A 13,388-nucleotide genomic window follows, 5' to 3' on the forward strand; every position below is an offset into this window, starting at 1 on the left:
AATAGAATGAACAACAGATTCAAGCTACATAAAATAATTAAAAAAATTGGATCAATCGTCTTGGGTTAAATCCTGTATGTCCAAAACAGTTTGTGCTTGTAATTTAGCAGCATTACGTTTCATAATTTTCTGTGCCTCTGTATCACTTAAATCATAAATCGCGATAATTTTGCTTGGCTGCGCGCCGTAACTACGATCTACAGCGCCAATTACCAAAATTTTTTGCTTATCTAATTCAACAATTTTAAAAGGCTGAAAAGCCAATTTAAATGATTTTACCTGATGTTCAGATGCTGTTTTTGCATCTATAAAATGCAGTAAATATTGATATCTTTCATGACTTTCTTGATCATTTTCTTGATCATCTACAGCCTGATGGTCTAAATAGCTATACTCACTTGCGACCTTTTCAACAAAAAAATGACCAAAGTGATCTAAATTCCCCATGTCATTTAGCTCACGATATTTTTGTGCATAATCACTATCATCATTCTGTTCATCCTGACTGGCTTTAAGCCCAACTTTTTGAACTAAATGGTTTAAACGAGTGTCATAAACCGAAAAATATTCACTATAGCGGTCTTTAGCTTTTACAATATAACGATATTCACTGACATGAGAAACCACAGGATAAGGCACTTCAAAAGGACTATGATAAAAACTCATATCCTGTGTATTCATATAAATATAAGGCTCATCAGACCAATCACCTAAAATTTTAATATTTCCTGAGATCGGGCTAAAACTTAAATCAATTTCACGACAAAAATGCCCTTGATAAGCATCAGGTAAAGCTTTATGTTCAATTTGACCTGTTTGCAGATTAATTTTAGAAATACTGTTTGCAACACCATTATAAACAAATAAATATTCACCACTTTCATCTAATAATAATTTACGTGGATAACGTTCAACTTGATATTTTTCAATGACTTGATTATTTGATAAATTAATTGCGAAGACTTGGTTATAGTCCAAAGAAGTAACATAAGCAATCTGACCATTTTTACTCAAAACGACATCCGTCGCTCCAACGCCTCGACACATATTATGATCACAACCATCTTTTTTTTGCTCTAAAGGATGTTGATAAATCAAATGCTCTTTTAATGTTTTACTATCGAAACGATAAACTGCATTTTTCTCAGAATGCGTATAATAAATATCTTGATCATAAATTCTAAAATCGCCTAAAAAATCTAAATTTTCTAGCTTCCCGATTTGATGAGGAATTTCTTCTAAATTCACGTTATTTTGTACAAATTGCTGTAAGTCTGATTTAGTTTTTTGACACTTAGCAATAAATTGTTGCGCAGACAACTCTACTTGTACAAGAGTATATTCATCAGGTGTTTGACCATCCCAAACATTTCGACACTGAACAGCAGCATTTTCTAAAAGCTTTAATTGAGTTTGTACATGACTCTCTGAAGCTTGAGGCTGCGCTTTAGGTAAAGCTGCCAATAATGCTTGGGTTTTCTTTTGATTCTCAACTGAATTTAAATAGGTTTTAAACTTTTCAGCCCATTGTAAATTTTCTTTGGTTTGATATGAATCATAAAAACGCGTTGATAAATAAAATGCATCATAAGCTTTAATTTGTGCATTTAAAAAATGCCCTGTTTCTAATGCAAAACGATTAAGCTGTGCAATATTTTCCAAATGTTTTTTATAATTTCTTTTTGAATCAATTGTATGAAACTCATCTAATATTTTTTGATATTGGTCAATTTGCCTCACCAATTTCAGCAATTGTTTTTCTTGTTGTTGATAGATTCCCTGCATATTTTCGACTTCACTGCGATATCGTCTATACTGGTTGTCACTTAAAACAGGTAACGGCGCATTAAAATCGATCAGTTTTAAAATGGCTTGATTAAATGCTATATAAAACTGAATCTGTTGTTGAATATGAGCAACATTACTATAAATTTCAGATAAATTTTGATACAACAAGGCATCAATTTTAGATTTTTTTGCGGTTAAAGCACGTAATTCAAGTTGAGCATTTTCTTTAATATAGCGCTGCATTTGTTCTTGCGCCTTATTAAAACGTGGAATTTGCTGTTGTCGTTCATAATAATGTTCTAAATATCTAAAAAATAATGCATCTTCATCATCAACTTTTACATAGTCAGGATATAACCGTAAAATTTCAGGTCTAATTTCCTTATAGCGGTCTTCATCTGTTTGTTCTTCGTTATCTTCTATTGTTTCATTTTCAGATGTTTGGTTCTCTTTTAGTATGGTTGCACTTGCATCTAAATTTGGTCGGGTTTGAGCAAAACTACTTAAACTTAAAGGAAATAATACGGCAAGACTTAAAGCCAACATGCTCTTTTTCATCATCATCATCCAAATTTTTTATCACATAGCAATCAAAGCTATATTTATCATTTGTTCAAAATATCATTTTTTATATGCATGATATTGTATATAAAATAAATGCTTTACCAAGTTTTTCTTATCTTTACATCGACTAAGTCATTTTACGATCAAATAAAAGTCATAAAAAAACCGTCATAACTGACGGTTTTATATATAAAAAATCAATTATTTTGGTTCAAAACGCTTGGTCAGTTTTGTTGCCATCGTTGCAAGCTTTTGATAACCCGTTGGTAATAAACGTTGTGCCAAATCTACAATCACCGCATCGCCACCAATCAATAAACGGCGTTTGTCTGCTAATACTGCATCTAAAATTTCTTGTGCCGCTTCTACCGCAGGTTTACGTAATAGTTTATTAAATGCTTTTGCAGATTTATCAGGATTCATCCCCAATGATTTTAAGCTGTCATTCATACGTGCATCATTTGCAATGTTGGTACGAATACCGCCCGGATGTACACACAGCGCACTCACGCCACATTTTTCAATATCAAGTTCTTGACGTAAAGACTCAGTAAAACCACGCACTGCAAACTTCGTTGCGTTATAACCAGACTGAGTTGGCTGAGCAGTTAAACCAAAGATACTTGAAGTATTGATGATATGACCATCACCTGTTTTCTTGATGTATGGTAAAAATTCTTTCGTGCCATAAACCACACCCCAGAAGTTAATCCCTACGATCCATTCAAGTTCTTCGTAAGTTTCACCTTCTACTGTCGCACCTAATGCTACACCAGCATTATTAAAGATCATGTTGACAGAACCATGATTTTGAACAGTTTCTTCCGCCCAAGCTTTAACTTCTTGTTGTTTTGCAACGTTTACTTTCTTTGATGTAACACGTACGTCATATTGTTTAACTAATTCTACAGTTTCGGCTAAACCTTTTTCATTCACATCACTAATTGAAAGGTGGCAACCTGCTTTTGCTAATAAAATAGCCAGTTGTTGTCCCATACCTGAGCCTGCACCTGTGATTGCAGCGACTTTATTTTTAAAATTTTTCATCGAGTTTCCTTGTTTGAATTTTTGCCGTATGTACGTTCTATATACATACACTCACAGCTCCACTATAATTTTGACAATGACTATTGTCAATATAATATGTTAAGCTTTTCAATGTTGATTAACTTGCTCAGGATCATGACATAACCATCAACGATTTTATGAATCAAACCTTGCAATTTGCATAATTAAGTTGGCACACACTGATATGACAACAGATTTTTTAGATGAAACAACACAACAGGTGCAGGAACAAAAGACACCGAAAAAACTCGTGAAAGAAAGACAGTTCAAAGGAATGTCTCTTTCTGAGCGTAAATTAGCACGTCGTGAAAAATTAATTGAAGCAGGGATCGAAACTTATGGTACTCATGGCTTCTTTTCAGTAACCGTCAAAGATGTTTGTATTGAAGCTAAACTGACAGAACGTTATTTTTATGAATCTTTTAAAAAGAGTGAAGAGCTGTTTCAAACTATTTTTTTACAATTAGTTGATCAGCTACAACACACTGTGATGCAAGGTGTCATGCAATCGTCACCAGATCCGAAACCAATGATTCATTCGGGTTTAATGGCTTTATTTTCTATGCTCAAAGCAGACCCACGTGTTGCACGTATTATTTATGTTGATGCAATGTTGGTTCAAGAATTACATAATCACGCCACAATTCATGAAACTATGGGACGTTTTGACCGCATGATCCATGCCTTTGTTATGTTGATGATGCCGCGTATCGACTATAGTGAGCAGGAAATTTCCTTGGTTTCGACAGGATTAAATGGTTATGTAACCCAAGTTGCTGTGCGTTGGGTCATGGGTGGCTTTAAACTTTCTGTAGAACAAGTTGTATTTGCATGTGAAGCTGTTTTTTTCTCATTGCTCAACTCATTTTCAGAAAAACAAAGCGCCTAAATTGCCCAAAATACTTCTAAAATGCCTCTGAAAGAAAAAGACCTGATATTTTTAATTAAACTGTAAAAATAAAATGTCATCGTTCTTTTAAGTGAAATTTCACATCAATTCACAAGTTTTGTCACAAAAAATTGCAAATAATAGCCGATATCTATTTTTTGCAATGATATTGTCATAATTAATCTTTGTAATAAGCCTGTCATAAATAATAAAACGGTACACCGTTCATACATAGGATATTGCGTTGTGAAAGATGACTATATTTTAATCGTCGATGACGAACTTCCGATTCGAGAAATGATCCATACCTCATTAGATATGGCAGGCTTTCAATGCTTACAAGCAGAGGATGCCAAACAAGCACATCAAATGATTGTCGATCAAAGACCCGCTTTGATTTTATTAGATTGGATGATGCCGGGCGGCGTGAGTGGCGTAGATTTATGTCGTCGCTTGAAACGTGATGAAAGTCTGGCAGAAATCCCAGTCATTATGTTGACTGCACGAGGTGAAGAAGATCACAAAGTGCAAGGACTTGATGCTGGTGCAGATGATTATATGACGAAACCATTTTCAACACGTGAATTGGTCTCTCGTATTAAAGCTGTTTTACGTCGTGCAAATGCCTTAAGTGGTGAAAAATCAATTGATGCAAATGGTTTAATTTTAGATCCTGTAAGTCAACGTGTGAGTTTTGGCAACAGTATTTTAGAAATGGGACCCACTGAATATCGTTTATTAGCCTTCTTTATGACACATCCTGAACGTGCTTATACACGTGCCCAGTTACTTGACCAAGTTTGGGGTGGTAATGTCTATATCGAAGACCGTACAATTGATGTGCATATTCGTCGTTTACGTAAAGTATTAGAACCTTATGGCGCAGACCGTTATGTACAAACAGTACGTGGTACAGGTTACCGTTTCTCTACACGCGCTGATGTCGCTTTAGGTTAGCTTTTTAGGTCAATTTGTTTTTATGTATGAACCCTACCCCGTCCCAGATCTTGCACGTGAACATAAACAATTTCGTTACAGCAGTTTATGGACTTTTGCCAAACAAGATTTACGACTTTTAGCATTTTTATTAGTCATCGGATGTTTTATTGGTTTTGGGATCGGGTATTTTTGGGTCTGCATTTCTTTAGCTTTTGCGACTTTTTTTATTTTCCAACTTCGCTCTTTGTATTTGGTGAATGAGTGGATTTCTAACCGTCCCTATGATGTTCCTCCTAATTTAAGTGGTATATGGGGCGCATTATTATTTAATGTTTATCGTGCGCAGCGCCAAGAACGTGTTGTTCAAGCTGAAATGGTTGGATTGATTGACCGAGCACAATCTTCACTGATTGCGCTTGCTGAAGCGGTGGTTTTAACCGATGAACTGCATCAAATAGAATGGTGGAATCCTGCAGCAGAAAAACTGTTAGGCATCCAAATGCTCGATCGTGGACGTAATATTTTAACCATTATTCGTCAACCGAGCTTTATTGAATATTTTAATAATATTGACCAATCGCCTGATGGCATCAAAATCAAATCTTCAGTTTATGATGAACATTATGTACAAATTAAACTCACCCGTTTTGGTAGCGAAAGTCGTTTACTGGTTGCTTATGATGTCACGCGTGTCCACAACTTAGAACAAATGCGTAAAGATTTTGTCGATAATATTTCACATGAATTACGAACGCCGCTTACTGTTCTAAGTGGCTATATAGAAACATTTACTGATCAAGAAGATCTAAATCCACGTTGGAAACGTGCATTTGACCAGATGCAATCACAAACTCGCCGTATGAATGCTTTGGTGAATGATTTATTACTTTTATCTCGACTTGAAGGTAATAAGCAAATTGCTAAAAACCAAATCATTGAAATGCCTAGTTTAATGAATCAATTATTTGATGATGCTCAAGCCTATAATGTTGATTATGGGCATACATTAAACTTAGATATTGATAGCCATTGTGACTTAATTGGTTCAGATACCGAACTTGCCAGTGCATTTAGTAACTTAATCACCAATGCTGTTAAGTACACCCCTAAAGGTGGCACAGTAACGATGGGCTGGCATGATGATGGTTCACATGGTTATTTTACTGTACAAGATACAGGAATTGGCATTGACCCTAAACACTTACCTCGTTTAACTGAACGTTTCTATCGGGTAGATAGCGCACGTAGCCGTCAAACAGGTGGAACAGGTCTAGGTTTAGCGATTGTCAAACATGTATTGATGCAACACAATGCTTATTTAGAAGTTGAATCAAAAGAAAATCAAGGTTCAACCTTTAAAGTGGTATTTCCAAAAGAACGTTTATATAAACCTGAATAAAACATTTAGCAAGTTTAAGCAAAAATCACCTTCTTTATTGAGGAAAGTGATTTTTGTGATCTAAAATTATAGGCTATGCCCCAAAGCTTCGCCCATTACCACTGTAGAGTTTGCTTGAAATTGAGTATCCCAATTCATTTTATTTTGTTCAAATAAAACGATTGCTGTTGAGCCTAAATAGAAGCGTCCTAACTCATCACCTTTTTCAAGTTTCAATTCATGATGATCAAGTTCAACACGACCAGAAGGTTTTACTTTACCTGTTGCAACTGTTTCTATCCCTGCAACAATCATCGCACCCACCAAGACCACAGCCATACGTCCAAGTTCTGTATCAAATAAGCAAACCATACGCTCATTACGTGCAAATAAACCTGGTACATTTTCCGCAGTGGTTTGATTTACTGAAAATAACTCACCTGGAATATATAACGTTTCTGTCAATGTACCTGCAAATGGCATATGCACACGATGATAATCACGTGGTGATAAATATACTGTCGCAAATTCACCATTTTTAAATGGCGCTGCCAATTGTGGGTCACCAATGAGTTTTTCTACAGAAAAACTTTGCCCTTTCGCTTGAAATACATCGCCTTCTTTGACTTTACCTAATTGGGAAATCGCGCCATCCGCAGGTGAAACAATACTGTTTGCATCTGTATCGATTTCACGGACACCCTCTTTTAAAGCACGTGTAAAAAACTCATTAAATGATTTGTATTTCAAAGCATCTGTTTGTTGTGCAATTGATAAATCAATGCCGTACTGTGCTTTAAAAGCTTGAATCGCAATATTTTTTATAATTAAATTTTCACTTGCTGCAACTTTTCCAACCACACGGCTCAGTTGTTGTTGAGGTACAAGGTTTTGCGCACGAATAAAAAGTTGTTTTTTCAAATTTGAGGCTAGACTCACGACGGTGATTCTCCACTAATAATTGGACTGTCGAGGCGATTGCCCCATTCGCTCCACGCACCATCATAAGCTTGAATATCCCAACCGAGCAATCGCCCTAAAATATAAGCCAAACCTGAGCGGTGATGAGACTGACAATACACCACCACAGGTTGATCTAAATGAAAGCCCAATTGTTCTAAGCGTTGTTGGGTGCGTTCTAAGGAATGCAATTTTAAATGATTTTGACGATTAATTGCAGTACTCCACTCAAAATGTAATGCATTTGGTAGATGACCACCGCGTCGTGCTGCTAAGCGTTGACCTGTATATTCCTCAGTTGTACGACAATCCCAAATTTGCACTGCATTTTTTTGTACTTTTTCGAGTAATCCCTCATATTTAATTCTATATTTTTCAACATTTTGTAAATTTATTTTAAATAAATCTGTGACAGGTTTAAGTTCTTCTACCTCAGCCGAAGTTGGAAAGCCTGCACCTAGCCAAGCATGAATGCCACCATTCAATAAACTGACATTTTCAAAGCCAAGGCAATGTAAATTCCAAATCAAACGCCCTGCCCATGCACCCCCTTCATCATCATAAACAACCACGTGATGTTCAGGAGAAATATTTAAATACTCAATTAAAGTGTTTAATCCTGCTTCATCTGGCAATAAACCCGAAGCATTTTCCTCTTGGCGAACTAAATACTGCGGTTTGAGATGTAAAGCATGTGGAATATGCAATTGTTCATAAACAGAACTACGGCTTAAATCAACAATCCGTAATTGTTCATGTCCTAAATAGGGAACAAGTTGCTCAGCTTCAATTAATAATTCAAAATGAAAGGGAGAAGTCGTCATAAGATTTTTTGAATTTTAGCAGGATTATTTTGACCATCTTAGCATAGTCTTTTTTACGATTTAGCTGATTTCCTGCATTTCTTTAGCAAAAAATCAGCTATCGTTTTTCTTCTAATTGCTTGGCTCAGCAATTTCAAAAACCTGACGTAGATACGCTAAAAAAGTATCGTTATCGGTCATGGTCTTTCCTGGACTATCGGAAATTTTTGCGACAGATTGACCATTACACTCTACAAGTTTAAGTACAATATTTAACGGCGTTTGCCCCATATCATTGGTTAAATTTGTTCCTATACCAAAACTGACTTGGAAGCGGTCTTTAAAGTATTGATATAAGCTCCAAGCACGCTCTAAATCTAAGCCATCACTAAATGTGAGCATTTTAGTTTTGGTATCAATTTTGAGCTGACAATAATGTCGATAGGCTTTATCTCCCCATTCATAAGGGTCGCCACTGTCATGACGTAAACCATCAAATAGTTTGGCAAAATACAAATCAAAATCACGTAAAAAAGCATCCATCCCCACAACATCTGTGAGGGCAATACCTAAGTCACCTCGATACTCTTGTACCCATGTTTCTAGTGCAGATTTTTGAAAATCACGTAATCGCACATCTAAAGCTTGGAAGGCTTGTAAAAACTCATGTGCCATTGTTCCAATTGGGAAAATATTAAGCTCTTTGGCAATCAGAACATTACTGGTGCCACGGAAAATACTTGGTGCTGCTTTATGAAAGGTTTGAATCACATGACGTTGCCAATCTAAACTATAACGGCGGCGTGTGCCAAAGTCTGAAACTAAGAAAGGTGGGTCATTGGCTTGTTGTTCTTCTGTGTATTTTTTCAATAATTCAACTTTTGCCTGTAGGCGACGCTCTCCTTCCGCCAGCACCTCATCGGAGCGAATCCGACGGAAATACAGTTCATTGACAATTGCCAAAACGAATATTTCAAACATCATGGCTTGAACCATAGGTCCTTCAACCCAGATATCCAAACGTCCTTCTTCATCAATCCCAGCTTTAATAAAACGGCGCTTTAATTGGAATAATTCTAAATAATCAACGAAATCACTTTTAATAAAACGTAAGCGGCGTAGATAAGTTAATTCATCTTCTTTAAAGCTTAATTGGCAGAGATAATCGAGTTGCTCATTCAAATCATCTAAAATATCCTTCAATGGATAAACGGTATCTTCTAAGTTTCGGCAACGGAAATGATATACGCTGTGTGTTTGTGGGAACTTATGAAGTACCACTTGCAACATTGTAAATTTGTACAAATCCGTATCAAGCAATGACTGAATGATGGGTTGCATATTTGTTCCAATTAATCGTTCTACACTCACTATAAAAACTTAATCCCATCTTGCAAATCAAAAAAATCAGATATCTGACATTTTTAACAAAAATCTGCTGACTTTTAAATTTTAGTGAATAATAAAAGCAAAACATTAACATATAATTATAATTAAATATGTTTTAGTTAATCTTTATTGAAATTTAATTATTTTTTAATTAACATTCTGTGAGATATAACTGTATTGAAAAAAGCTAAGGTTAAAAAATACTTTTTATATTTCAAAATTTTTTTAAAAAAATAGGATATAGACATGGCTAAATTGAGTTTAGATGCACTAAATGAAATTGATGGGGTAATTGCAGCAGCTTTAGTTGATAGCTCAAGTGGTCTAGCACTTGGAACCATCGGTTCAGGTTTGGACTTAGAGCTTGCAGCAGCAGGTAATACAGAAGTCATCCGAGCAAAACGTAAAGTTGCAAAAGCTTTACAACTCAATGATAAAGTTGAAGATGTTTTAATTACACTAGGTAAGCAATACCATTTATTACGTCCATTAGATCGTAATGAAGATTTATTTTTATACTTGGTTTTAGATCGTCAAAAATCTAATCTTGCAATGGCACGTCATGAACTCCGTGCTTTTGAAAAAGAACTCGATTTTTCTTAATTCTTAAGCATTAACCCTTAAGCAAGCACCCTTCCATTACCCCAAGTGATGGAAGGATTTTAATTTATTCATCGTCATTTCAAATGGTCAAAACAATTCACACAAATTTCATCTGTATTTGTTTGAATATTTTTAGTCATTTTTTTCCTGACGTTCAACAGCATTAGTTTTAATTTGAGTTGCATACTCAACACCATGTGTCTGTAAATATTCACGAATCAATTGACGAACCACCTGAGAGGGTGTCAAGTCTTGCTGATTACACAATTCTTCAAACGCTTTCTTTTTGACAGGATCAATCAAAATTGTGAGTCGTGCTGTTTTATTTTCCACAACAATACCTTCTCTAGTTTATTATCATTAAATTCTAATCAAATTAACACATAAATTCATTAACTATTTTAAAATACCTTTTCGTCATTTCTTAAAATGGCTCATTTTTAAGTGATTTAAATTTAAAAAGTATAAATTTATTGAGTTTTTTGAGAAAAATTATGCTCTATTCTGCCTACTAAATTTAGCATTTTTGTGTTTTGAATCATAGATGAGTTTTTACTCATCTATTTAAAAATAAAGCTTTTAAAAAATGATTATTCATCTTTATGATGTATCTCTAGGTCAATGATGAGCCAAAATTCATTTTTTAAAAGCCTGTATTAAGCAATCTATATGCCATCGTGCTTTTCTATTTGTTATTTTATGCTGATAGAATCATGTTTATCAGTCTATAATCCTTTGAAAACAAAATATAAGTAAGATGAAAAGGATCTTCATACTGCATACTTTGTGGTGATTAGAACCTCGAAACACGCTTATATTTCAAACTCTTTGTTACTAAGTGATAGTGTATTTATGCAAAATTCTATTCGTGTAGGCATCGCAGGTTATGGCAACCTTGGTCGTGGTGTTGAAACTGCTATTCATAAAAACCCTGATATGCAGTTGGTTGGTATTTTTACTCGTCGTTCGCCAAGTAGCGTTTCACCATGCTTTGCAGAAACTCAGGTCTATAGCATTGATGAATTATTAAGTGATTTTAGCGACAAAATTGATGTACTTATTCTTTGTGGTGGTTCTAAAGATGACTTACCTCAACAAGGACCAATTTTCGCAAGTCAGTTTAATACAGTAGATAGTTTTGACACACATGCTCGTATTCCTGAGTATTTTGCTGCTGTTGATGCACCTGCAACTGCTCATCAAAAAACCTGTTTAATTTCTATTGGTTGGGATCCTGGTATGTTCTCAATTAATCGTTTATTAGGTGAAGCATTATTACCTGATGGTGAAACTTACACATTTTGGGGTAAAGGTTTAAGCCAAGGTCATTCAGATGCAATTCGTCGTGTTGAAAGTGTTAAAGCAGGTGTGCAATATACCATTCCTTCAACTGATGCCATTGAGCAGGTACGTAGTGGCGCACGTCCTGAATTAGCTACAAAAGATAAGCATCATCGTGACTGTTATGTGGTTTTAGAAGACGGTGCTGATGCAGCAACAGTTGAAAACACCATTGTTACCATGCCTGATTATTTTGCAGATTATAATACGACTGTAAACTTTATTAGCGAAGAAACTCTACAACAAGATCATCAGCGTATGCCTCATGGTGGTTTTGTCATTCGTAGTGGTAACACCAGTGCTGAACAGTCTCAAGTGATGGAGTTTTCATTAAAACTTGAAAGTAATCCAGAATTTACAGCGAGTGTACTGGTTGCTTATGCACGTGCTTGTCATCGCTTAAATCAAAGCCAACAATATGGTGCAAAAACTGCATTTGATGTTGCACCAGCATTACTTTCAATCAAAACACCTGAACAATTACGTAAAGAATTGCTCTAAACTGCTTCTGATCTGTATTGAAAATAAGACCACTGAGCAGTCATGCAAAGTGGTCTTTTTGATGAAAATACATTTTTGTATGATCTCAATATTCAAGCTAAATATGATGGCTGAAATGCAAAAAACCGAGCTATATCTAACTCGGTTTTTAATTTTCAAAATCAATAAAATGAAGACTGACTTATAGATCTAAAGTGATTTCTTTGCCTTTGGCACGAGAAACACAAATCATCATACTTTGCTGTGATGCTTTTTCATCATCATCTAAATATTGGTCAAAATGCTCCGCTTCACCTTGTAAAATCGCAGTTTCACATGTTCCACATACACCTTCACGACATAAACATTCAACATCAACATTTAAAGCTTCGATCGCTTGTAAAATGGTTTGATCTGCCATGACTTCGATACGCTGATTTGACTTTGCCAAAATTACAGTAAATGATTCAGCATTTTCAGGCGCACTTGAAGCAAATTGTTCCCAGTGTATATATTCATCACGATAACGGTGCTGATTACAGGTATTAATCACCGCATCAATCATTGGTTTTGGTCCACATACATAGACATGTGTGCCTTTTGGCTGAGAACCAATAAGCGTATTTAAATCTAAATGTGAGCCTTCACTGTCAACATAACTATAAATATGTTCAGCATGTGTACTTTGTTTGAGTTCATCCAACAAAGCAGCATGTTCAGGCGAACGAAATGCATAATGCAACTCGTAATTTGCACCACGTGCAGCCAACTCATCCATTTGTGGTAAAAATGGGGTAATCCCAATACCACCCGCAATTAAAATATGTTTTTCGCCTGTTTGTGATAGTTCAAACAAATTTTTAGGTGATGAAATTTCAAGTTTAAAGTCTTGCAAGCAATGATCATGCATGAAAACTGAACCACCTTTCCCTTCAATATCTTTACGGACACAGACTTGATAAGTGGATAAATCTGTTGCATTACTCATCAATGAATAGGCATTAGAAAGCTTGTCATTCATTTTGACAATAATATGGCTGCCACCTGTAAATGCTGGAAAATTTTCACCATTTTCACGTTTAAAAGTAAAACGTTTAATTAAAGGGGTAAGTTGCTCGACTGCTGTAACAACAGAGGGAAACATTTGATAACTGTCAGTCATCTTTAAATCCTGATTTTTAGCATA

The 13,388-nt window shown here is 35.4% G+C and carries 12 protein-coding genes; 5 read left to right on the top strand and 7 right to left on the bottom strand.

Going from position 1 to position 13,388, the window contains the following annotated elements; genetic code table 11:
- Window positions 1–51: 51 nt before the first annotated feature.
- Together HX005_RS16270 and HX005_RS16275 are read right to left on the bottom strand one after the other, a co-directional pair.
- Window positions 52–2,346: a YncE family protein gene (locus HX005_RS16270; RefSeq protein ID WP_286378156.1), complete on the bottom strand. Its 2,295-nt coding sequence runs from the start codon at window positions 2,344–2,346 to the stop codon at window positions 52–54.
- 207 nt (window positions 2,347–2,553) lie between these two features.
- The gene (locus HX005_RS16275; protein ID WP_286378157.1) at window positions 2,554–3,399 is read right to left on the bottom strand and encodes an SDR family NAD(P)-dependent oxidoreductase; all 846 of its coding nucleotides are present in this window, start codon (window positions 3,397–3,399) and stop codon (window positions 2,554–2,556) included.
- 205 nt (window positions 3,400–3,604) lie between these two features.
- Here HX005_RS16275 and HX005_RS16280 point away from each other — a divergent pair, with 205 nt between their 5' ends.
- From HX005_RS16280 to phoR, 3 genes are all read left to right on the top strand, one after another.
- The gene (locus tag HX005_RS16280) at window positions 3,605–4,309 is read left to right on the top strand and encodes a TetR/AcrR family transcriptional regulator (protein ID WP_286378158.1); all 705 of its coding nucleotides are present in this window, start codon (window positions 3,605–3,607) and stop codon (window positions 4,307–4,309) included.
- 246 nt (window positions 4,310–4,555) lie between these two features.
- On the top strand, window positions 4,556–5,266 hold the full coding sequence (phoB, locus tag HX005_RS16285; RefSeq protein ID WP_286378159.1) for a phosphate regulon transcriptional regulator PhoB: 711 nt from the start codon (window positions 4,556–4,558) through the stop codon (window positions 5,264–5,266).
- A gap of 22 nt (window positions 5,267–5,288) precedes the next feature.
- A complete protein-coding gene (gene phoR, locus HX005_RS16290; RefSeq protein ID WP_286378160.1) occupies window positions 5,289–6,647 on the top strand; it encodes a phosphate regulon sensor histidine kinase PhoR in 1,359 nt (452 codons plus the stop codon).
- A 66-nt stretch (window positions 6,648–6,713) separates the two neighbouring features.
- Here phoR and asd read toward each other — a convergent pair whose 3' ends face one another.
- The 3 genes from asd to pncB all read right to left on the bottom strand — a co-directional run bounded on the left by asd (window position 6,714) and on the right by pncB (window position 9,730).
- Entirely contained in the window at window positions 6,714–7,565 is an 852-nt protein-coding gene (gene asd / locus HX005_RS16295; protein WP_286378161.1) for an archaetidylserine decarboxylase, read from the bottom strand.
- The gene (locus HX005_RS16300; RefSeq protein ID WP_286378162.1) at window positions 7,562–8,410 is read right to left on the bottom strand and encodes a sulfurtransferase; all 849 of its coding nucleotides are present in this window, start codon (window positions 8,408–8,410) and stop codon (window positions 7,562–7,564) included. The genes asd and HX005_RS16300 overlap by 4 nt, the downstream gene beginning before the upstream one ends.
- 111 nt (window positions 8,411–8,521) lie before the next feature.
- The gene (pncB, locus tag HX005_RS16305) at window positions 8,522–9,730 is read right to left on the bottom strand and encodes a nicotinate phosphoribosyltransferase (RefSeq protein ID WP_107009767.1); all 1,209 of its coding nucleotides are present in this window, start codon (window positions 9,728–9,730) and stop codon (window positions 8,522–8,524) included.
- Between the two features lie 294 nt (window positions 9,731–10,024).
- Between pncB and HX005_RS16310 the strand changes: the two genes are divergently transcribed.
- Window positions 10,025–10,381: a roadblock/LC7 domain-containing protein gene (locus tag HX005_RS16310; protein ID WP_107009768.1), complete on the top strand. Its 357-nt coding sequence runs from the start codon at window positions 10,025–10,027 to the stop codon at window positions 10,379–10,381.
- Window positions 10,382–10,513: 132 nt separating this feature from the next.
- Here the strand turns inward: HX005_RS16310 and HX005_RS16315 are convergent, their stop codons facing one another.
- A complete protein-coding gene (locus HX005_RS16315) occupies window positions 10,514–10,714 on the bottom strand; it encodes a ribbon-helix-helix protein (protein ID WP_107009769.1) in 201 nt (66 codons plus the stop codon).
- A gap of 519 nt (window positions 10,715–11,233) precedes the next feature.
- Here HX005_RS16315 and HX005_RS16320 point away from each other — a divergent pair.
- Entirely contained in the window at window positions 11,234–12,223 is a 990-nt protein-coding gene (locus HX005_RS16320) for a diaminopimelate dehydrogenase (protein ID WP_286378163.1), read from the top strand.
- A 181-nt stretch (window positions 12,224–12,404) separates the two neighbouring features.
- On the opposite strand, the gene cntB is transcribed toward HX005_RS16320, so the two are convergent.
- Window positions 12,405–13,364 (bottom strand): carnitine monooxygenase, reductase subunit CntB, encoded by a 960-nt coding sequence (gene cntB / locus HX005_RS16325; RefSeq protein WP_286378164.1) that lies wholly within the window; start codon window positions 13,362–13,364, stop codon window positions 12,405–12,407.
- Between the last annotated feature and the right edge of the window lie 24 nt (window positions 13,365–13,388).

The organism is Acinetobacter sp. R933-2 (genome assembly GCF_030325485.1).
Taxonomy (GTDB): Bacteria; Pseudomonadota; Gammaproteobacteria; order Pseudomonadales; family Moraxellaceae; genus Acinetobacter; species Acinetobacter sichuanensis.